The organism is Marinobacter arenosus, from assembly GCF_019264345.1.
GTDB classification, from domain to species: Bacteria; Pseudomonadota; Gammaproteobacteria; order Pseudomonadales; family Oleiphilaceae; genus Marinobacter; species Marinobacter arenosus.
Map to the genome: position 1 here is coordinate 425,058 of NZ_JAHVAO010000001.1, position 20,657 is coordinate 445,714.

General features: G+C 58.5%; 16 protein-coding genes and 1 riboswitch. Of the genes, 10 read left to right on the forward strand and 6 right to left on the reverse strand.

Annotation, left to right across the window (positions count from 1 at the left end; translation table 11 throughout):
- Positions 1–7: 7 nt before the first annotated feature.
- The gene (gene glgP / locus KXD86_RS01950; protein ID WP_218634411.1) at positions 8–2,560 is read left to right on the forward strand and encodes an alpha-glucan family phosphorylase; all 2,553 of its coding nucleotides are present in this window, start codon (positions 8–10) and stop codon (positions 2,558–2,560) included.
- 18 nt (positions 2,561–2,578) lie between these two features.
- On the opposite strand, the gene KXD86_RS01955 is transcribed toward glgP, so the two are convergent.
- The gene (locus tag KXD86_RS01955; protein WP_218634412.1) at positions 2,579–3,238 is read right to left on the reverse strand and encodes an alpha/beta hydrolase; all 660 of its coding nucleotides are present in this window, start codon (positions 3,236–3,238) and stop codon (positions 2,579–2,581) included.
- Between the two features lie 52 nt (positions 3,239–3,290).
- Positions 3,291–4,469: a 1-acyl-sn-glycerol-3-phosphate acyltransferase gene (locus KXD86_RS01960; protein ID WP_218636695.1), complete on the reverse strand. Its 1,179-nt coding sequence runs from the start codon at positions 4,467–4,469 to the stop codon at positions 3,291–3,293.
- A gap of 230 nt (positions 4,470–4,699) precedes the next feature.
- Between KXD86_RS01960 and recQ the strand changes: the two genes are divergently transcribed.
- Positions 4,700–6,568, forward strand: coding sequence for a DNA helicase RecQ (gene recQ, locus KXD86_RS01965; protein ID WP_218634413.1), 1,869 nt, complete (start codon positions 4,700–4,702; stop codon positions 6,566–6,568).
- Positions 6,569–6,581: 13 nt separating this feature from the next.
- On the opposite strand, the gene KXD86_RS01970 is transcribed toward recQ, so the two are convergent.
- A complete protein-coding gene (locus KXD86_RS01970) occupies positions 6,582–7,136 on the reverse strand; it encodes a YiiD C-terminal domain-containing protein (protein WP_218634414.1) in 555 nt (184 codons plus the stop codon).
- 189 nt (positions 7,137–7,325) lie between these two features.
- Between KXD86_RS01970 and KXD86_RS01975 the strand changes: the two genes are divergently transcribed.
- A complete protein-coding gene (locus tag KXD86_RS01975) occupies positions 7,326–8,279 on the forward strand; it encodes a transporter substrate-binding domain-containing protein (protein WP_376770943.1) in 954 nt (317 codons plus the stop codon).
- Here the strand turns inward: KXD86_RS01975 and KXD86_RS01980 are convergent.
- Complete coding sequence (locus KXD86_RS01980) at positions 8,276–10,162, reverse strand: methyl-accepting chemotaxis protein (RefSeq protein ID WP_218634415.1); 1,887 nt, start codon at positions 10,160–10,162, stop codon at positions 8,276–8,278. The genes KXD86_RS01975 and KXD86_RS01980 overlap by 4 nt on opposite strands.
- Before the next feature lie 196 nt (positions 10,163–10,358).
- On the opposite strand from KXD86_RS01980, the gene KXD86_RS01985 reads away from it, so the two are divergent.
- From KXD86_RS01985 to KXD86_RS02000, 4 genes are all read left to right on the forward strand, one after another.
- Positions 10,359–11,879 (forward strand): GNAT family N-acetyltransferase, encoded by a 1,521-nt coding sequence (locus KXD86_RS01985; protein WP_218634416.1) that lies wholly within the window; start codon positions 10,359–10,361, stop codon positions 11,877–11,879.
- Positions 11,880–12,051: 172 nt separating this feature from the next.
- Complete coding sequence (locus tag KXD86_RS01990) at positions 12,052–12,450, forward strand: hypothetical protein (protein ID WP_218634417.1); 399 nt, start codon at positions 12,052–12,054, stop codon at positions 12,448–12,450.
- A gap of 42 nt (positions 12,451–12,492) precedes the next feature.
- The gene (locus tag KXD86_RS01995) at positions 12,493–13,179 is read left to right on the forward strand and encodes a helix-hairpin-helix domain-containing protein (RefSeq protein WP_218634418.1); all 687 of its coding nucleotides are present in this window, start codon (positions 12,493–12,495) and stop codon (positions 13,177–13,179) included.
- Positions 13,179–15,455 (forward strand): slr1591 family oxidoreductase, encoded by a 2,277-nt coding sequence (locus tag KXD86_RS02000; protein ID WP_218634419.1) that lies wholly within the window; start codon positions 13,179–13,181, stop codon positions 15,453–15,455. Before KXD86_RS01995 ends, KXD86_RS02000 begins: the two co-directional genes overlap by 1 nt.
- A gap of 17 nt (positions 15,456–15,472) precedes the next feature.
- On the opposite strand, the gene senB is transcribed toward KXD86_RS02000, so the two are convergent.
- The gene (gene senB / locus KXD86_RS02005) at positions 15,473–16,444 is read right to left on the reverse strand and encodes a selenoneine biosynthesis selenosugar synthase SenB (protein WP_260523760.1); all 972 of its coding nucleotides are present in this window, start codon (positions 16,442–16,444) and stop codon (positions 15,473–15,475) included.
- Between the two features lie 185 nt (positions 16,445–16,629).
- On the opposite strand from senB, the gene KXD86_RS02010 reads away from it, so the two are divergent.
- The 3 genes from KXD86_RS02010 to KXD86_RS02020 are packed head-to-tail and all read left to right on the forward strand — an operon-like array spanning position 16,630 to position 19,638.
- Positions 16,630–17,505 carry a putative selenate ABC transporter substrate-binding protein gene (locus KXD86_RS02010; RefSeq protein ID WP_218634421.1) on the forward strand — a complete coding sequence of 292 codons (876 nt, stop codon included), beginning with the start codon at positions 16,630–16,632 and terminating at the stop codon, positions 17,503–17,505.
- The gene (locus KXD86_RS02015) at positions 17,505–18,155 is read left to right on the forward strand and encodes an ATP-binding cassette domain-containing protein (protein WP_218634422.1); all 651 of its coding nucleotides are present in this window, start codon (positions 17,505–17,507) and stop codon (positions 18,153–18,155) included. The genes KXD86_RS02010 and KXD86_RS02015 overlap by 1 nt, the downstream gene beginning before the upstream one ends.
- A gap of 16 nt (positions 18,156–18,171) precedes the next feature.
- Positions 18,172–19,638 carry a PhnE/PtxC family ABC transporter permease gene (locus tag KXD86_RS02020; protein ID WP_218634423.1) on the forward strand — a complete coding sequence of 489 codons (1,467 nt, stop codon included), beginning with the start codon at positions 18,172–18,174 and terminating at the stop codon, positions 19,636–19,638.
- An 83-nt stretch (positions 19,639–19,721) separates the two neighbouring features.
- Here KXD86_RS02020 and KXD86_RS18840 read toward each other — a convergent pair whose 3' ends face one another.
- The gene (locus KXD86_RS18840; protein WP_228739294.1) at positions 19,722–20,378 is read right to left on the reverse strand and encodes a PEP-CTERM sorting domain-containing protein; all 657 of its coding nucleotides are present in this window, start codon (positions 20,376–20,378) and stop codon (positions 19,722–19,724) included.
- A 31-nt stretch (positions 20,379–20,409) separates the two neighbouring features.
- Positions 20,410–20,484: riboswitch (cyclic di-GMP riboswitch) on the reverse strand.
- Positions 20,485–20,657: the final 173 nt, after the last annotated feature.

The window sequence follows — 20,657 nt, forward strand, 5'->3', positions numbered from 1 at the left end:
ATTCATCATGCACAAGGCTACCGAATTTCGACTGGAGGCCAGGCCCAGGGTCCCCGACGGACTTGAACGGCTCGAGGAACTGGCCAACAACCTGTTCTACAGCTGGGACCATGGGGTGCGCAACCTGTTCGCCAGGATTGACCTTCCCCTCTGGCAGAAAGTGGAGCACAATCCGAAACTGTTCCTCCGGCGGGTGGCCCAGGAGCGCCTCGACGAGGCCAGTGAAGACCGAGCTTTCCTATCAGAATATCGCCGGGTCTTAAGCAGTTACGACGCATACCTCGAATCTGGGCCCGGTCCGGAGGTCGAGGAGATTCTAAACCCGGACACCGAACTGGTCGCCTATTTTTGCGCCGAATTCGGCTTCCACGAGAGCTTCCCCATCTATTCCGGAGGGCTCGGCATTCTGGCAGGAGACCACTGCAAGGCGGCCAGCGATCTCGGATTACCGTTTGTTGCCGTCGGCCTGCTCTATCAGCAAGGTTATTTCATCCAGACCATCGACCCGCAGGGACAACAAGTTGCCCGGTACCAGTCCCATTTCAGTGATGAATTACCCATCACGGCGGTAGAACAGAACGGCGAGCCTCTCAAAGTCACCGTTCCCTTCCCTGGCCGAACCGTGGTCGCGCAGGTCTGGCAGGCTCAGATTGGCCACATCGATCTGTACCTGCTCGATACCCACACCCCGGAAAACGATCCCGACGACCAGGAACTCACCCTTCGTCTCTACGGCGGCGACGAGTCCACGCGAATCAGCCAGGAGATGTTGCTCGGAATTGGCGGCACCCGCGTGCTGGATGCGCTTGGGCTGGCGCCCACGGTCTGGCACATCAACGAAGGCCACGCCGCCTTCCAGATCCTGGAACGGTGTCGACAGCTAATGGCCACCGGCCTGGACTTCGACGCCGCGTTGGAAGCCGTCGGGGCGTCCACCCTGTTCACGACCCACACTCCTGTGCCTGCCGGTCACGACATCTTCAGCCGGGACCTGCTTAACCATGCACTGGGCACCTACCTTGAAGAGTCGGGGCTCGATTTCGAGAAGGTCTTCGCGCTCGGATCGAAGAACGGTGACGAAAGCTTCAACATGACCAGCCTCGGCCTGCGCGGCTCCCGATTCCACAATGGGGTCAGCCGTATCCACGGCTCGGTGGCGTCGAGCATGGAGGGCGACGTCTGGCCACAGGTCCCGCCCGCCGAAAATCCCATCGGGTACATCACCAACGGCGTTCACGTGCCCACGTTTCTGGCGCCGGAATGGGCCAGTCTGTTCGATATCCAGGCTCCGACCTGGCAAAGCGAATTGCGCGACAGGGCGTTCTGGGAATTCGTTGACCGGATACCGGACTACCACTACTGGAGCGTCCACAAGGCGCTGAAACAGCAGATGGGCGAGTTTGTGGTCAATCAACTCCAACGCCAGCATCTTCGCAACGGCACGGGCCACTCGGTCACCGATCGGATGACGCGCCAAATTGTCTCCTTCGATAAAGACACCTTGGTCATCGGCTTTGCCCGCCGATTCGCCACTTACAAACGGGCTACGCTCATCTTCTCCGATCTCGCGCGGCTGGAACGGATCCTGACCAACCACGAACACCCGGTTGTTCTGGTGTTTGCGGGCAAGGCCCATCCGAAGGACAAGCCCGGGCAGCATCTGATCAAAGTGATTCACGACCTATCGATGCAGCCGTCGCTCATGGGGCACGTCATTCTCCTGGAAGACTACGACCAGGCCATGGCCCGGCACCTGTTGAGCGGTGTCGATGTCTGGCTGAACACGCCGGAATACCCCAAGGAAGCCAGTGGCACATCCGGTGAGAAAGCTGCGCTGAATGGGGCACTGAATCTGAGCGTGCTGGACGGTTGGTGGGGCGAAGGATACGACGGGGATAATGGCTGGGCGATTACGCCCCGGAATCTGGACCTCGATGCCGAGTTTCGGAACGAGGAGGAGGCCCGGGATCTTCTCGACCTGCTCGAATTTGAAATCGTGCCGCTCTATTACAACCGCGCATCCCAAGGCTATTCCAAAGGGTGGGTAAAGCGGTCAAAGGCTTCCATGAAATCCATCACACCCCGCTTCAACAGTCAGCGCATGGTCATGGACTACGTAGAGCGTTACTACTCACAAGCCGCTGTGCAAGGCAGGAAAATGCTCGCTGACGAGGCCGCCCTGGCGAAGGAACTGGGAAACTGGAAGCAGCGGGTTCGGGAAGCATGGCCCGGGGTGAGCCTGAGCGTTCAGGGATGCGTGGCGTGTCGTTGCGCCTTCGACGAAACCATTGAGCTACGGGTCGAAGCCAACCTCAACGGCCTGACCGGCAGCGATGTCAGGGTGGAGTGCCTGGTGACACCCCAGTGTATCGGTAGCTACCACCTATCGGGCGACAACCGGGTTCTGCTCAACGCTGAGAATGAGCAGGACGGGAATACGGTATTCTCAGCCCAGCTCTCGCCGCCCTACCCGGGCTTGCAGACGCTCAGGCTCAGAATGTATCCCTTCCATGACGCCCTGACCCATCCGCTGGAAATGGGCGCCATGTTGTGGGTCTGAGCTCTGTACCCGGTCCGGTCAGAGCGCGTGCCGACGAATGAAACGGCCAATGTCCTGAACTTCTTCGAGGCAGACGCTGTGTTCCATCGGGAACGTCTGGTAGGCCGGGTCGTAGCCCATTTCCTTCAGGGTTTCGACGCTTTGCACACCCAGGGATTCCGGCACCATCGGGTCAAACGTGCCGTGGTAAACGCTGATGGGCGTTTCGGCATTGGCGGCGGACGGTTTGATGGTCTTTGCGGTCGCAAAATAGGTGGACAGCGCCAGGACACCGGCAAGCCGCTTGGGATAGGTCAGACCCAGTTCGTAGGCAACCGCGCCACCCTGGGAGAATCCGGCAATGATGATCTTCTCGGCTGGAATGCCCTTTTCAATTTCGCGATCAATCAGCTTTCCCACGGCGTCGGCGGACTGCATCAATTGGTCGGTATCCACAACCCGGTCGATGTCCATCGCCTTGATGTCGTACCAGGCTGGCATGGTCATGCCGCCGTTGATGGTAACGGGCAGATTGGGGGCGTGCGGGAAAATGAAACGAACCGCCGCCCCCTCCGGCAAGCCAAGTTCCGGCACTACCGGCTCGAAATCATGGCCACTGGCGCCCAGCCCGTGCAGCCAGATAACGGCAGCCGTGGGCTCGGAGCCGGTTTCCACTTCAATGTAATCAAGTTCCTGCACACAACACCTCGTTGACGTCGGCAAATGTATCGCCGGAGTTTCTCCGGAGTCGTTAATCTGAATTCGCTTCCAGCGCGGTCACCACCGGATTGGCGTACATATCCAGAAGGTACGGGCGAATTGCCGGATCACAGGCATCCAGCCGCCGCTCCATCTCGGCTTCGGCCGCTTCCAGTTCGGCCGGCGACCAGGCTTCGGCGGTTACCACCGTTTCGCTCACGTTCTCTGGCGTGGCATGGGAATCCGGATGCACGTCCCGCATCTCGTAGGCCACCAGGTTCGACGCGTGCAGGTGATAGTGCGCGTGCATTTCCCGGTCGATTCGTGCCGCCAGGTCCCTCGGGTTATCCGGGGAGTCATGGATCGGAGCGCCAAAATGCACGTGCACGTGGCCTTTGAATTCGGTGAGCCCTTTCATGATCTGATCCGTGTCTTCGCCCTCGGCCTTCGTGTAGTGTCCGGTTCGCGCGCGGGTTTCCAGTTCCCGGGCCTTGTCCTCGTCACACGGGTCGTACTCGTAGGCAATGGAAACGGGCACGATGTGCAAACGGTTCATGGCCTCGGCAAAGCTGAGCCCGCTCTTCTTCCGGCTCATATAGAACATCTTGATGATGGCCGGATCGGTGAAATCAAGGCCGTCCTTCGCCCGCCCCTCGCGCTGGGCAATCCAGATGCTGGTGTTGGTGTCGATGCTGTGGTTGATGAAACCTGACAGCGTCATGTACGCATCCCGCATCTCCCTGGGGCTGGTCATGTTCCGGCGCACCACAAAGCTCTTATTGAGCCGCATCATTTCAGCAAACACGCGATTGGCCAGCAGGTTGTCGCCGATGGCGATTCGGGTGGTGTGGAAGCCGTTCTGGAAAAGCAGATAATTGACCACCATCGGGTCGAACACGATATCCCGGTGGTTGGAGATGAACAGATGGGCGCTGGACTTGTCCAGGTTTTCCAGGCCGCTCGCCGTCACCCGGGTCGTCGTATGGTCCACCAGTTGGCCGACGTACTCGGAAAGCCGGGCCTGAAGGTCATCAACACGGTTGAAGTGACCAAAATGGCTGATCAGCCAGCGTCGGATAAAGACTCGCAGTACGGCGGGAGCCCATCGGGCAACCGTTGGCGACTTGAAGCGCCCGATCATGTCCAGAAAATCCGGATCGTTAACCAGGCGCTGGATGGCCGGGCCGGTCTCTTCGTCCGAATAGGGACGGATGGCATCAAATTCCTGCATGGAAGCCCTGTTATTGTCAGTGTCTGTCACAGATTTCCGCTGAACGGTGGTTCAAAAGGGCGCTATTGTAGCGTTTCTCGGGTTGTTTTGCCTCCATCGCTGTGCCCCTCGATTGTGCCCCGGGTGTCGCCATTAACGGGTGTGAATCTGGTATGATTTGCGACCTCTGCCAAAGCAGTTATTCCGTCCCTGCAATCCTACCGGCCTGACGCCGGACAACCGGTTACCTTATGCACTTTGAACAGGACTTTGATCAACTGACCACCGAACGCCCGACCGCATCCCGCCGGGACCCGGAACAGGTCCTTCACGAAGTGTTTGGCTATGAAGCCTTCAGGCCCCTGCAGGGCGACATTATTCGTGAAGTGGTCAATGGCAACGATGCCCTGGTGCTTATGCCCACCGGTGGGGGCAAGTCACTGTGCTACCAGGTACCAGCATTGGTACGCCCGGGCACCGCCATTGTAATCTCGCCATTGATTGCCCTGATGCAGGACCAGGTTGCCGCCCTCAGGGAACTGGGTGTGAAAGCGGCGTTCCTTAATTCCACGATGGATTTCGAGCAGGCGCGGGCGACCGAATACGCCCTGATGACCGGTGAACTGGATCTCCTTTACTGTGCGCCGGAACGCCTGATCCAGCCCCGCACCATCGAACTGCTGCATAATGCATCCATCTCACTGTTTGCCATTGACGAGGCCCACTGTGTCTCCCAATGGGGTCATGATTTTCGATCCGATTATCTGCAGCTCAGCATGCTGGCAGGCGAGTTCCCGGGCATTCCCCGCATTGCCCTGACGGCGACCGCCGATGAACGAACCCGCAAGGAAATTGCCGAGCGACTCACGCTCACCGAGGCCCGGCATTTCGTCAGTGGTTTCGATCGGCCCAATATTCAGTATCGGATCGCACCTAAAACGAATGCAAACAAGCAGTTGCTTGATTTTATTAAATCAGAACATGAAGGCGATTGTGGCATCGTATACTGCCTTTCCCGAAACAAGGTAGACGCCACGGCGCGCATGCTGGCGGACAAGGGCTACACGGCTCTGCCCTACCACGCTGGCCTTCCGGCCGAAGACCGCGCTCGTTATCAGGAGCGGTTTCTCCGTGAGGACGGGGTCATTATCGTGGCGACCATTGCCTTTGGCATGGGGATCGACAAGCCGGACGTTCGCTTCGTGGCGCACCTTGATCTGCCGAAAAGCCTCGAGGCCTATTACCAGGAAACCGGCCGGGCCGGACGCGATGGCAAGCCCTCCACCGCCTGGATGGTGTATGGCCTGCAGGATGTGATCAAGTTACGCCAGATACTGGAAGCCTCCCAGGGCAACGATCATTTCAAACGGGTGGAACGCCAGAAGCTTGATGCCATGCTGGGCCTGTGCGAAGTCACCCGGTGCCGACGCCAGGTCCTGCTCCGCTACTTTGGCGATGTCCTCGATGAGCCCTGCGGAAACTGCGACACCTGCCTGAATCCTCCGGAAACCTGGGATGGTACTGTCGCGGTCCAGAAGGCGCTGTCCTGCGTGTTCCGTACGGGCCAGCGATTTGGGGTTACCTATCTGATCGACGTTCTGCGAGGGTCTGAAAACGAGCGGATCCTGCAATCCGGCCATCATGAGGTGTCGACTTACGGCATTGGCACCGAACTCTCCGCCAACGAGTGGAAATCGGTCTTCCGGCAGCTCGTCGCCAACGGTTATCTGCGAGCCGATCCAGAAGGCTACGGCGCCCTGCAGTTGACCGAACAGTGCCGTCCACTGCTGAAAGGCGAGCATCAGGTCGAGCTGAGGAAAGATCCGGTGGTGAAAAAGACCTCCTCTCGTTCCTCCGGCGCACGCGGTGGGTCTGCGGTTCGCGACCAGATTACCGATAGCCACGGCTGGGAGGTACTGCGCGCCTGCCGCAAGGAACTGGCGGAAGAAAAGGGTGTGCCGCCTTACGTGATTTTCCACGACACCACGCTGTTCGACATGCTTGAGCGCAAGCCCCGCTCCCTTGAAGAGCTGGCCGAGGTAAACGGCGTTGGCGCTGCCAAGCTCGAAAAGTACGGCGCCATTTTCCTCGAGGCCATCGCCGGCCTGGATCAGGACTGAGCCGCCGGCTCGATCAGGCTGGCGCTTTGAATCCCTGCTTCCTGACCCGGTAATGGGCAATGGAGGTCGCAACGTGATTCCCTTCCTGATCGTGCAATTGCCCTTCGAGGGTAAACTTCGCCCGGCCGGTGCTATCCGCTTCCGAGAGAATGTTGGCCACGGTTTCCGGGGATAGCGAAAACTCCACGGTGACGTCGGAGTTGGCCGGCTGGAGAAACTGCAGGGTCATTTCCTTCAGGATCGGCGTGTACGAGGGCCCCAGGTCAAACAGGGTCAGAACCCCGCCGGGTATTTCCGCGACCAGAAAATAGGCCCCGGCATAGAGGCTGCCGAAGTGGTTCTTGTTGCCTTTCAGGCGGATTTTCGCTTTCACGTAACCCGGCCTGAGCTCCTCCACGCTGAACCGGTTCCGGGTAGCAAAGGGAATCGAGAGACCGATGATCCGGTTCACCGCTGCGTAACCACCCGTTTTTCGTAACCAGGCGAGCGGATTGGCCAGGGTGGCCTTGGAATCCGAATTCGCGACCCACTGTCCGGTGGCGCCAATGAGGTTGTCGATGAGTGCCATAACATGTCTCTTCTTGGCTTGATGGACTGATCATCACAACGCCTGCGATTGTCCGCAACACGGTTTTACACTTTTTTTGACACTTTAGCGCTTTTTCTGCCGCGTTCTGTTCTAAAGTAGGGACGTTCAATCAAGCGTCGAGCTCAACAAACCGACGCATGTTCCGCCCATAGAGAAGGAATTCTGGCTTTGGAACTCACTACCGCGACTCGCCGGCGCGGCGTTCAGGAAGGTGGCGCTCACTTGAATCCTGCCTGGGCCGCCCTTTTGATAGCGATGCTATTCTGCCCCGCCTCCTGGGTCTCTGCGGATGCGCCCACTCAATCCACCCGGGATTACATCCTCTGGTATCGCAATTACGACAGCCCTGCCATTAACGCGCTGGTTAACCTCGCGCTGAGCAAAACCCCGGAATACGGCGCCTACCGGCTGGTGCGAAGCCAGGAACTGAGCCAGGGCCGTGTGTTGCGGGAGCTGAGCCGTAACCGCTCGCGCCTGGTCGATATTGCGAATGTGGCCACCTCTGAGGAACGGGAGACCTTCCTGACGGCCGTGCCGATTCCCATTGATGGCGGCCTGCTGGGTTTTCGGGTCTGCGTGGTGCGCCCTGAACATCTGCCCCTGTTCGAGAACATTCACACGCTTGAGGATCTTGAGAATTCCAACATCCGAATCGGCCAGGGCACTCACTGGCCGGATACCGAAGTACTGAGAGCCAACAACATCCAGGTCGTCACCCACACACGATATGAAATCCTGTTCTCGATGCTCAGGAACAATCGTTTCGAGTGTTTCGCCCGAGGGGCCAGTGAGGTGTTGTATGATCTGAAGATTGAAGCCGATCCCAATCTGGTGATTGAGCCCAACATTCTTCTGGCTTACGCCATGCCGTCCTACCTGTTCGTGGCACCGGAGGACCAGCAGACCGCCCACAGACTGCAATTGGGCATGGAGAGAGCCATTCTGGATGGTAGTTTCGGAGAGTTTCTGAGGACCTATTACGGCCGCGCCGTTCAGGCGCTGAATTTGCCCGGCCGCCGCGTTCTGGTGCTGGAGAATCCCTATCTGAGCGAGGAATCCGGCTATGTCGGGCGGCGAACGCTGGAATCCCTGCGCCACCGCCTCGAACTGCTCAGCCGTTAGACCCGGAAACGGGACGCGTTCTGGTTAAGGGTATGACCGATACTCTCAATCTGCCCGCTGTAGACGTCGTTCTCACTCGCCGCCGCTGCCGCTTCCTGGCCCTGGTCGGCGATGCGGGTGATGGATGAGTTCAGTTCTTCCGTCACGGACGTTTGCTCTTCCGAGGCCGTAGCGATCTGCGACGTCATCTGGTTGATGGACGTAATCGCCTCCGCAATCCGGTTCAACGCGTCCATCGCGTCCTGAGCCTTCTCCATGCTGACGTTGGAGACGGCGGTGGAGGCGTTCATCACGTTCACCGCGTCGTCGGCGCCCTTCTGCAACCGCTCGATCATGTTGTTGATCTCTTCGGTGCTGGCCTGGGTTCTCTGGGCGAGATTCCTGACTTCGTCGGCAACCACGGCAAAACCGCGACCCGCCTCACCGGCGCGTGCCGCTTCAATGGCCGCGTTAAGCGCCAACAGATTGGTCTGCTCGGCGATGCCCTGAATCACTTCAAGGACAGACGTGATGGACGTGACGTCCTTGCCCAGCGTATTGATCACTTCCGCTGCCGCGTTCACCTCCCGGGCCAGCTTCTGCACCGCGTCACGCGAGGCCGCGACGGTTTCCAGGGATGCACGACTGTCGTTATCGGCTGTATTGGCTGCATCGGCGGTCTGCTGCGCGTTCTGGGCGATCTCGCCCGCCGCCGCCGACATTTCATTGATCGCCGTGGCGACCATGTCAATCTCGGCCTGCTGCTGTTCAACGCTGGAGCGGCTGGTGCTGGCAGTCTCTCTCAGGGATCGTACATTACTGCCCAACTCCTCGCTGCCGCGCTGTACATCACGCACAACGGTCTGAATGTTCTCCACGAACCGATTGAAGCTATCCGCCAACTGGCCAAACTCGTCGCGGGCGTTGACCTTCAGCCGCTGGGTCAGGTCGGCATCACCGGTGCCAATGTCAGCCATGGCACCGTTCAGACGGCGAAGCGGCGCCATCAACACTTTGATACCGATATGCAGCACCACCAGTGACACCAGCAGACCGATCACGGCAATGATCAACCCGGTTACACGGGCGCTCTGCACCGGCGCGTTGATCTTGTCCTGGTTCACAAAGGTACCGAGGTACCAGTCCACGCCCCGGGCATCGCTGATGGGATAGAAGCTCGCACTCCAGGATGCGTCGTCGGCTTCGTACCCGTGGGCACGGCCGTCCAACATCGGTTTGGTTCCGATCAGAGCCTTGATGTTCTTTCCGATCAGTTCTTCATTCGGGTGAAACAGCACCACGCCCTGGGCGTTGATCAGTGCGGCGTAACCCGTGTCTGCGAGAGTGACCGTTTCCAGTGTCTTCTCAATGGCGCCAAGCCCGATATCCGCGCCCGCGACACCCTCGTAGGCGCCCCGCTTGACCGGTGCCAGGGTCGAAATAATGGTGTCGTTGGTGCTCGCGTCCCGATACGGCTCGGTGAAGGAAGCCCGGCCCAGGCTCATGGCCTTCTTGTACCAGGGCCGAACCCGCGGGTCGTAGTCCGCCGGCAACGTCGCGTTGGCTTCTTCGGACTTCATCAACATGAAGCCATCGGCCCGCCCCACGTAGACGTCCCGGAATCCACCGCCGGTGGTAATGGCCTGGAGCACCGTTCTGGCCTCTTCGTCTGTGTCTACGCGCTCCAGTGCTTTAGCGGTGGATTCCGTCATTGTCAGACGGGTGTTGAGCCAATCGGCAATGCTCGACGTACTCTGGGCGACAGCATCTTCTACGAGAGCGTCAACGTAGGTTGAGGTGGTTTTCTGCAGTCGCAGGTCGCCGGAGAGCGTAAAGGCGCCCATAACAAGCAAAAGCAGAATGCTGAAAGCGACCAGCAGCTTTTGACCAAAAGTCAGGTTCACGGTGGAATCCTCGCGGGAAATCATTGAGTCACATTGCTGAAAGCGCAGGACCATACGCTTTCACGAAATAAAAGTCCGTTAAGTGATGTTTCGGCCTGTTGTGCGAACTCTTTAACAGTATCTGATAAACTTCTAAAAACCGCCGCCGGTAACGCCACCAATGCCATCTATCCAATTACGACGGGAGCCGAACTGAATGGCCCACGAAGAGCTGCATCTTAATCTCCGGAATTTAACGCTCGACGATTACGATCAACTTCAGCTGCTGATGGATCGGATATACGATGACATCGGAGGAGCGTGGCCCAAGGAAACCATCAAGGCACTGGTGGAGCAGTTTCCCGATGGGCAGATCTGCATCGAGGATAATGGCCACCTGATTGCAGTCGCCCTGACCGTCTGCGTGAAGTATGAGCGCTTCAGCAATCCGCACACGTACGACGACCTGATCCTGCGCAACGAAAAGATCTGGCATAACGCCAATGGGGACTCGCTGTACGGCCTGGACGTTTTTATCCACCCGGAATACCGCGGTTACCGACTGGGGCGTCGCCTGTATGAGGCCCGGAAAGAGCTTTGCCGGTCCATGAATCTGAGGGCCATTCTTGCCGGTGGGCGCATCCCCAACTATCACAAGTATTCTGACCAGTACACGCCGGCAGAATACATCCAGCGGGTAGATCGCAAGGAAATCTACGACCCGATTCTGACCTTCCAGCTTTCGAACGATTTCCAGGTCACCCGCCTGATGCACAAATATCTGCCCGAGGACGAAAAGTCCCTCGGTTATGCAACCCTGCTGGAGTGGCGGAACATTCTGTACACGCCGCCCTCGTCGGTGCTGAACGTCAAGAAAACGCAGGTACGCCTTGGCGCCGTGCAGTGGCAGATGCGGGAATTCACCTCCGTGGAGGAAGTGCTCAAGCAGGTCGAATACTTCGTTGATGCGCTGTCCGACTACAAGAGTGATTTCGCCCTCTTCCCGGAATTCTTCAACGCGCCGCTCATGGGTCTGACCGACCAGCTCGACCAGACCCGGGCCATACGCTTCCTGGCCGGATTCACCCAGCAGTTCCGGGATGAAATGTCCGAGATGGCGGTGAGCTACAATATCAACATCATCACCGGATCCATGCCACTTCTGGAGAACGACCGGGTCTACAACGTGTCCTACCTGTGCCACCGTGACGGTCGGGTTGACGAGCAGCGGAAGATTCACATCACACCGCACGAGCGCCGTGACTGGGTCATTGAAGGTGGTAGCGACTTCGAAGTGTTCGACACCGATGCCGGCCGTGTCGCGATCATGATCTGTTACGACATCGAATTTCCCGAACTGGGTCGAATTGCCTCCAGTGAAGACGTCGACATCATCATGGTGCCGTTCTGGACAGACACCAAAAATGGCTACCTTCGGGTACGTCACTGTGCCCAGGCGCGGGCGATCGAAAACGAATGCTATGTGGTCATCACCGGCAGCGTTGGCAATTTGCCGAAAGTTGAAAACCTGGACGTCCAGTACGCCCAGTCATCCGTATTCTCGCCATCGGATTTTGCCTTCCCGCACGACGCGGTGATGGCGGAAACCACCCCGAATACGGAGATGATCATGTTCTCGGACATGGACCTGGAAAAACTCAAGCTGGTGCGGAACGAGGGTTCTGTCACCAACCTGAAAGATCGGCGCGTGGACATGTACGAGCTAAAAAAGAAGTGAGCCCGGCCGATAAACTCAGACGGGGAGTTGAACCATTGCCTGAGGGCTACCGTGTAGGGCACTGATGGCGTTGCCAAACCGACGATCAGTGTCTATTGTTTAAACAATATTCGGCTTGTCTTCCGAGACGGCCCAATGGCAGTGGATACGGAAATCACCAGAGTAAATGTTGATGAATGAATCTTTACCAGACCTGAGTGCGCAGTTTCGAGTCAGGCAGGGCCTGTTCCGGAAGGAACTGGTGGAGGCTGACCTTTACGAATTGGATGCTTACGGCTGTGTGCTTAAAACCGACAAGGTGTTTAATCCTGGCGATACCCTCGTTCTGGATCTGATCATGGATATGCCCTTTGACGAGATCCGGGCAGAAGGCGTGAGCGGCCTTGTGACCGAACGTAGAAAACACTGCAGCAACTTCTTCTACTCCATTGATTTTGTAGAGATTGATTCAGAGAAAGACTCTCCCCTGGCGGAGAAACTCCGTCGGATACGGGAAGTCTTATCCAAGAAGCAGTCCCTTAAATCCAGGCGTTCCCCAGGGCCTATCTCCGGTTTTCGGCAGCTGGCCTGATTCTGATCGAGCGTTCCTCCCCCACCCGTAAGGAGACATTTCATGGCGAAGAAAGCCAAACCGAGCGTTGATAAAATCGTAAAGAAGGTCAATAAAGAATTCGAAAAAACGTCCTCCCAGATCGAAGGGCTGATCAACGATGCGCTGAAGCAGTTTGACGGCTTGCAGCAGCAGATCCAGGATCCGGTCAGGAAACTCCTGAAAGACTTCGACGAGTTGCGGGACCGGGAAATGAAACGGTTCAACGAAGAATTCGAACGGCGGCTGAATGAGTTCCATGAGCTTCAGAGCAACATCCTTGAGCGCCTCGGTGTAGCGTCCAAAGAAGCCGGTGAGGAAGTCAGGAAACGCACCGAAGAAATCAGCAAGGAAGCCAAGACCGCTGCCAAGAAATCGGCACCGAAGAAGACGGCCAAATCCAGCAGCGCGGCCAGTAAGCCGGCGGCCAAAAAAGCATCTGCAAAGAAGGCGCCTGCCAAAAAGGCTCCGGCGAAAAAGCCAGCGGCCAAGAAGCCTGCTTCAGCCGCCGCAGCCAAGTCCATCGACAAGAGCAACCTCACCCTGGTGAAAGGCATTGGTCCGGCAACCGCGAAGAAGATGAAGGAAGCGGGTATCACCTCCATTGACCAGATCGCCAATCCGTCCGCCGCAGACGAGGAAAAGCTCAAGGCCTTCTCGAGCGTCAAGGGATTCTCACAGTTCAGCGCTGAAGCCAAGAAAATCGTCTGATGCGAACGCCTGACCAGCCTGTATTACGGGACATCGTCCTGATTGGCGGCGGGCACAGCCACGTCGGAGTACTTAAACGGTTCGCTATGAACCCGGTTCCCGGCGTGCGCCTTACCCTGATCTGCCGCGACACTCACACCCCCTACTCTGGCATGCTGCCCGGATACGTTGCCGGCCACTACAGCTATGATGACGTTCATATCGATCTGAGCCGCCTGGCCGAGTATGCCGGAGCGCGGTTCTATCGGGACGAAGCGGTCGGTATTGACCGGGAAAGGAAGCGCGTGGTCTGCCGTGGAAGACCCGACGTCCCCTACGACATCCTGTCCATTAACATCGGCTCCTCGCCACAGGTCAATGAAGTGGAAGGTGCCGCGGACCACGCTGTGCCGGTCAAGCCAATCACCGGTTTCAACAACCGCTGGCTTGCCCTGTTGTCCCGCATCGAAAACCACGACGGTCCGCTCTCCATTGCCGTTGTCGGCGCGGGCGCCGGTGGTGTTGAACTCACGCTCGCCATGCAGTTTCGTCTGACGAAGGAGCTGAAACAGCGAGGCAAAGATCCGGATCAGCTGCATTTCCATCTGTTCGACGCGGCTGACGAGATCCTTCCAACCCACAATGCCAAGGTTCGAGAGGTGTTCCGAAAGACACTCGCCGAACGGGGCGTGAAAGTGCATCTGGGGTCGCCGGTCCGAAAGGTCCAGGAAGGGCTCCTGGTGACGGAATCCGGCGAATCCCTGCAGACCGACGAGGTCCTGTGGGTTACTCGCGCGGGCGGCCCGGCCTGGTTGAAAGAGACCGGCCTCGCCCTGGACGAGGGCCTGTTTCTGCGGGTCCGCGACACCCTCCAATCGGAGAACGACGACAGCATTTTTGCCGCCGGTGACATAGCCAATGTCATCAATCACCCTCGCGAGAAAGCGGGTGTGTTCGCGGTCCGTCAGGGGCCGCCGCTGGCCGACAACCTGAAGCGTGTGGCACTGGGCAAGAAAGCGAAGGATTTTCACCCCCAGAAGAAGTGGCTCGCCCTGATCAGCACCGGCGACAAATACGCCGTCGCTTCACACGGCAATACCCAGCTCGACGGTGCCCTTGTCTGGCGCTGGAAAGACTGGATCGACCGCAGGTTCATGAGGAAATTCAACGACCTTCCGGAAATGGCGGAGGACGCCAAGTTGCCGGACACGGCCGCCGCCCAGAACCCGGAAGAGGCCTCCCAGGCGATATCAGCGGTCGCCATGCGCTGCGGCGGCTGCGGTGCGAAGGTCGGCAGTACCGTGTTGTCCCGGGCCCTGGGCGAATTGAAGCCGATCGAGCGGGACGACATTATCATCGGGCTGCACGCGCCGGATGACGCCGCCGTGCTCCGCGTTCCTCCTGGCAAAGCCGTGGTTCATACCGTGGATTTCTTCCGGGCATTCATTGACGATCCCTACGTATTCGGTCGGGTTGCCGCCAATCACAGCCTGGGTGACGTATTTGCCATGGGCGCCGAAGCCCAGAGCGCGACAGCCGTCGCCACCGTGCCCTATGGCATCGAATCCAAGGTTGAGGATGTCGTGTTCCAGATGATGTCCGGCGCGGTGGACGTCCTGAACGAGGCCGGTTGTGCCCTGGTAGGCGGTCACACCGGGGAAGGCAAGGAGCTCGCCCTCGGTTTTGCAGTCAATGGTCTGATCGATCCCGACGACGTCATGAGCAAAGGCGGGTTGCGGGCGGGCGATGCGCTCATCCTCACCAAACCCATTGGTACCGGCACCCTGTTTGCAGCCCACGCCCGACTGGCGGCGCGGGGACGATGGATTGATAGCGCCCTGGCCTCCATGATCCAGTCCAACAAGCTGGCTGCGGAATGCCTGAGGCGCTATGGATCCCGTGCCTGTACCGATGTGACCGGTTTTGGCCTGCTGGGCCATCTTGTCGAAATGACTCGTCCTTCCGGTGTCGATGCCGAGCTGGACCTTTCCGCGATTCCGGTTTTGCCGGGTGCCGAGGAAACGGCCGCAGCCGGCATACTGAGTTCGCTCCAGCCTGCTAACATCCGGCTACGGCGAGGCATCCGGGATCAGGAGAAATGGGTCAAGCACCCTCGATACCCGCTGATTTTCGATCCCCAGACAGCGGGCGGGCTGCTCGCCAGCGTGGCTGCAGACCAGGCCGAAGCCTGCGTGCGGGAACTGAAATCTCTGGGCTACCCCCATACCGCGATCATCGGTCGGGTGCTGCCTCAGGACGTCGAAGGGGCGATAGAGCCTATTTCGCTGCGAGACTAGCCCCTGGAACCAGAGGCCTAGCCTTTGAGCCCGGCGCGGCGCTGGATAGCCAACGCCAGCGCCTGTTCCAGGGCTCGCCGTTCTTTCTCGGGTGTAAACAGAGGGGCCAGAGCCTCCACCTGCGAAGACAGGCGCTTCAGGAACGACGGATCGGTTTCGGCCCGTCGCAGCGCATCCGCAAGAGATGCCTCATCCCCTACCGGGAAATACCCTTCGTAGTCCTCCCCGAGCAGGCCGCGATTCCCCGGGATGTCTGAGGCCAGAATCGCAAGCCCTGCCCGACACGCCTCGGACACCACATTGGCTCCACCCTCCATCACCGAGCTGATCACCATAAGCTGACACCGCGCCATCAACGCCCGGGTGTCAGCCTTATCCAGTTCGCCCAGCCACTCGAACCGTGGGTTCTCCCGGACTTCCAGCTCTAACATCGATTGCCAGTGCCGATCATGCGGTTTGCCGGCACAGAGCACGTGAACTGTCGACTCATCGGGCAACCGTCTCGCCGCTTTGGCAGCCCGCAGGGAATCCTTTTCCTTCCGCAGGTGGCCAATCACGCAGACCTCGAACGCTTCACTCCGGCTCGTGGCGTCACCCTCCGGGGAGTTGGCGTCGGCGGATTGATACAGGGTGAGCAGTTTCTCGGTGAACGGCTCCGGAATATCCTCTCCCACGAGCGAGTGCAATCCGATCAGCACATCCGCGGCTGCCATGGAGGCCCTGGTGGGCAGCGGATACTCGGTTTGGTGGCGATAGATGTCGGTCCCGGTCAGCGCCAGGATCAACGGCGTTTCTGGCCAGCATTTTCGAAACGTCTGGATGGCGTCGTGACTGCGCCAGGCGTGCAGGGCAAAAAAGGCATCGCAGGCCTCCCCCTCATAGTGCGTTACCACCTGGACCTCATGCCCGGACTGCCGGAGCAATTCCGACCAGCGTTCGGCGGTGGCGCGATTGCCAGCCCGGGATCCGGGAGGGGCCGGCGTAAGCATTATTATTTTCATGAATTACCCATTAACAAACGATGCCACTACTTGAGGTTACAGGGCTGAGCCAATCAAAGGTGGAACTCGTATAGCTGTTCAGAGTTAGCGCGAATCAAGGTATCCTCTGATGTTCAGGATGCGACGTGCGTTCGCTCTCTCCAGTCATCCAATCATAGAACTAAGGACTTCAAATGACCTTGAATCTTATACGGAAATTCATGCTTTCCGGCTTGCTTGGTACCCTGGCGTTTTCCGCCTCGGCCGAGACCTTCGTGTTCACGGCTATCCCGGATGAGGACGAGACGAAGCTTGTAGAGCGATTCCAGGGCGTTGCGGACTACCTGTCTGAAGAGCTGAATGTGGACGTTCGCTACATTCCCGTCAAATCCTACGCCGCCGCTGTCTCGGCCTTCCGCAACAACCAGGTTCAACTTGCCTGGTTTGGCGGTTTGTCCGGCGTTCAGGCCCGTCGACTGGTTCCCGGCTCGGAAGCGATTGCCCAGGGCGTCGAGGACGAAGCCTTCCAGACCTATTTCATAGCCAACACCAGCACCGGAATCCAGCCGGCTGACGATCTGGCCACACTCGAGGAAGGACTCAAGGGAACCACGTTCACCTTCGGTTCAAAGGGCTCCACGTCGGGCCGCCTGATGCCCGAATTCTACATTCGCGAAACCTTTGGCGAACAGCCCGAGGACTTTTTCGCCCGGGTTGGTTTCAGCGGCAACCACACCCGTACGCTTCGCCTGGTCGAGGCCGGCACTTATGAGGTCGGCGCGCTGAACTTCCAGGTCTGGCAGAAAGAGGTTGAGGACGGCAACGTCGACACCGATGCAGTCCAGGTCATCTGGGAAACCCCGGCGTACCCGGACTACCAGTGGACCATTCGTGGCGATGTTAACGACCGGTTCGGAGACGGCTTCAAGGACCGCGTGAAAGAGGCCCTGTTGAGTCTCGACGACAAGGCTCTGCTGGAAAGCTTCCCGCGCTCCGGCTTCATCCCGGCCTCCAATGATGACTATGAGCCGATCCGTAAAACGGCGGAAGAGATTGGAATCCTCGATTAATGCCAGGATTCGATCTCTCAGGCCTGACGGCTTCCTTCGGTGGAGAGCGGGTGGTTGGCCCGCTCTCCCTGACGGTCAAACAGGGCGAACAAGTCGCTCTGGTCGGCAAAAGCGGTGCCGGCAAATCAACACTGATTCGATTGATTCACGAGCAGGTAAATCGTGACTCATCACTGGTACCACAGGAACTCGGACTGGTTAATGCCCTACCCGTGTTCCACAACGTGTTCATGGGACAGCTGGATCGGCATTCCGCCTGGTACAACACCATGACCCTGATCCGGCCCTTCTCCGTTGACAGACGCGCGGTGCGGGCGTTGCTTGCGGATCTGGGCATGGCTGAAAAGCTCTGGATTCCAACGGCGTCCCTGTCGGGAGGCCAGCGCCAGCGTGTGGCGGTCGCCAGGGCCATGTACCGGAACGCAGACCTGCTGCTGGCAGATGAGCCGGTGTCGGCGCTGGACGGTCCAATGGCGCACCTTGTCATGAAACGGCTCAGGGATTACTTCTCGACCAGTGTGATTGCGCTCCACGATGTCGAGATGGCGTTAACGTACTGCAACCGGATTGTGGGCATACAGGACGGTCAGATTGCGCTGGACGACACCAGTGATCGCCTGTCCGCTACCGACATCATGTCGCTCTACTAGGAAACGGCAGATTTTCATGCTTTCCTACCCGACGGTTCGAACCAGCCTTATTTTCCTTGCCATTGCGGTGGCAGGACTGCTGGCGGCCGACATTGCGATAACTGCCTCGAATCCCTGGCGGGACCTGGGTAATTTCTTCCTCGGCGTTGTCACCCCAAACTTCTTCAGTTCCGAGGGGTTGATGACGGCTCTATTGAGAACCGTTGCCTTTGCCTTCGTGGGTGTGGCGCTGGGCAGTGTCGCCGGTTTTCTTCTGTCACTGGTTTACCGGTTCCTGCCGGTCCGGATTTTCTGCGCGTTCATCCGGGCCATTCACGAGCTTTTCTGGGCGCTCATCTTCCTCCAGTTCTTCGGCTTCCATCCCCTGACGGGGGTGCTGGCCATTGCCATTCCCTATTCCGGAATCTTTGCCAAAGTGTATTCGGAAATCCTCGAGGAGGCAGATCCCGAGCCAGGCCGGCTATTGCCCCCGGGTGCTGGCGTAATCGCTGCGTTTCTCTACACCCGGATCCCGGATTGCTGGGTTCAGTTGAGAACCTACACCGCGTACCGGCTGGAATGCGGCCTCCGCTCCAGCGCCATCCTTGGCTTCGTGGGATTGCCGACGCTGGGCTTTTACCTGGAGTCATCGTTTTCCCAGGGGCTGTACTCAGACGCGGGCGCCATGCTGATTCTCTTTTACGTGCTGATCGCAACCATGCCGCTGTGGGTCAAACCCAAGCTTCTACCCGTCTATATTCTCGGCGCGCCGTTTTTCCTCGGTGACGGGTTGCCCATCGTGTGGGGGAACGTGGAGCGGTTCTTTACCCAGGACATCGTCCCGAGCCCGATCCGACAGGGGGAAGGTCTTTCCGGCCTGAGCGACTGGTTCGGTGACCTGATGGTCCACCAGGCCCTGCCGGGCATCTGGAATACGGTGATTCTTACGCAGATTGCGTTGGTGGGCACCGGCATCCTGGCCTTGCTGTTGTTCCCCCTGATTTCCAACCACTTCGGCGGGCCTATCCGCCGGACATCCGGCCACGTTTTTCTAGTGATTGCGCGCTCCACGCCGGAGTACATCCTTGCCTACATTCTGCTTCAGCTATGGGGGCCCTCCATGTTGCCCGCCGTGGTTGCGCTGGCCTTGCATAACGGCGGCATCATAGGCCACCTGATCGGTCGCCAGACCAACACCATTCAACTCAGGAGCGACGCCGTTACGGGGGTCAGCCGCTATTCCTGGGAACTGGTGCCGAGGATTTACCGGTCGTTTCTGGCGTTCCTGTTCTATCGATGGGAAATCATCATGCGGGAAACGGCGATTCTCGGGATTCTGGGTATCTATACCCTGGGCTTCTACGTCGACAGCGCGATTCAAAACATTCAGTTCGACCGCGCCATGATGCTGATCCTGATTACCGCGCTCCTCAACATCGGCGTAGACGCCCTCGGACGCTACATTCGCCGGAAGCTGGCGCTGCAAACCATGCCGACCTGCTGATCGCGCCGCTCAGCTCCGGGTTTACGGCGCGTCAGACAGCAAAAAGCCGGGACGAGCCCGGCTTTTCGTCACTGTCGCCCGAATCAGCTGCGACGACGACGTGATACACCAAACCCCGCCAGGCCGAGACCAAGCAGTGCCAGTGTTGAAGGCTCCGGAACGGACACTTCAAACTGCTGGTATACGGCACCCTCGTTGTTTTCGAGCACCAGCGCATCCGTCGACGCGTAGCTGCCACCGATGTAGATGCCCGTGGAGGTTGTGCCCGGATCGCTCAGAACCGGTGTCAGACCAGCGAACAGGCTTGAGCCGAGCGAGAACTGCAGCAGCTCGATGCCACCAGCCAGGGTGAAATTGAAGCCGTCCACGCCACCGGTCGCATTGGTAGCGGCCGTCCAGGTGATAAAGTCAGACGTTCCGGTGCTGAAATCCGTCATGCTATCCACATGCGGGCCAGAGGTTTCAAACGCAAACGACTCGTAGGTACCAAGGTTCTGATTTTCGAACTCGAGGTCACCGAACCATTCAACGGTGTTATCGGCATCGACAACGTCGGGCGCCAGCCAACGGACATACCAATTGCTTGTGTTGTTCAGATCGTTCCAGATGTAGTAGCCAGCCCCTTGATTGAGGGCGAGGTCACCGTCCGAGGTGGTACTTCCGCTGTACTGCGGCGTTGCCATGGCGGCGCTTGCTGAAGCTGCAAATACGAAACCAAGTGCCGTTCTTTTAAGATTCATCGACATTCTCCGTGAAGGCTTTGATTACTCCCTGTGCAGCCCGGCTGTCTCAGAAAGACCCGCAGCTTTCCGTCCCACCCTCGCAGATGGTTTGGCTACAGTCGACCGAGAAAGCCAGAACCGTGCCATGTGCCCCAAGCCAAGGGAACAGAGGGTTTCAGCGGCTACCAATGCAACGCCTGTAAAGTTTTTCGACACATAGGTGTAACGTAGGTGAAGCAGTTCACAAATCGTCCTTTACCTGTAAATAGTTCCGACACAAACACCGGGAAACGTCTT

What these genes read in the sequence shown, in the direction of transcription:
- glgP (WP_218634411.1), top strand. Translation starts at nt 8, where the DNA reads ATGCACAAGGCTACCGAATTTCGACTGGAGGCCAGGCCCAGGGTCCCC.
- KXD86_RS01960 (WP_218636695.1), bottom strand. Translation starts at nt 4,469, where the DNA reads ATGCAGGAATTTGATGCCATCCGTCCCTATTCGGACGAAGAGACCGGC.
- recQ (WP_218634413.1), top strand. Translation starts at nt 4,700, where the DNA reads ATGCACTTTGAACAGGACTTTGATCAACTGACCACCGAACGCCCGACC.
- KXD86_RS01970 (WP_218634414.1), bottom strand. Translation starts at nt 7,136, where the DNA reads ATGGCACTCATCGACAACCTCATTGGCGCCACCGGACAGTGGGTCGCG.
- KXD86_RS01985 (WP_218634416.1), top strand. Translation starts at nt 10,359, where the DNA reads ATGGCCCACGAAGAGCTGCATCTTAATCTCCGGAATTTAACGCTCGAC.
- KXD86_RS01990 (WP_218634417.1), top strand. Translation starts at nt 12,052, where the DNA reads ATGAATGAATCTTTACCAGACCTGAGTGCGCAGTTTCGAGTCAGGCAG.
- KXD86_RS01995 (WP_218634418.1), top strand. Translation starts at nt 12,493, where the DNA reads ATGGCGAAGAAAGCCAAACCGAGCGTTGATAAAATCGTAAAGAAGGTC.
- KXD86_RS02000 (WP_218634419.1), top strand. Translation starts at nt 13,179, where the DNA reads ATGCGAACGCCTGACCAGCCTGTATTACGGGACATCGTCCTGATTGGC.
- senB (WP_260523760.1), bottom strand. Translation starts at nt 16,444, where the DNA reads ATGCTTACGCCGGCCCCTCCCGGATCCCGGGCTGGCAATCGCGCCACC.
- KXD86_RS02010 (WP_218634421.1), top strand. Translation starts at nt 16,630, where the DNA reads ATGACCTTGAATCTTATACGGAAATTCATGCTTTCCGGCTTGCTTGGT.
- KXD86_RS02015 (WP_218634422.1), top strand. Translation starts at nt 17,505, where the DNA reads ATGCCAGGATTCGATCTCTCAGGCCTGACGGCTTCCTTCGGTGGAGAG.
- KXD86_RS02020 (WP_218634423.1), top strand. Translation starts at nt 18,172, where the DNA reads ATGCTTTCCTACCCGACGGTTCGAACCAGCCTTATTTTCCTTGCCATT.
- KXD86_RS18840 (WP_228739294.1), bottom strand. Translation starts at nt 20,378, where the DNA reads ATGAATCTTAAAAGAACGGCACTTGGTTTCGTATTTGCAGCTTCAGCA.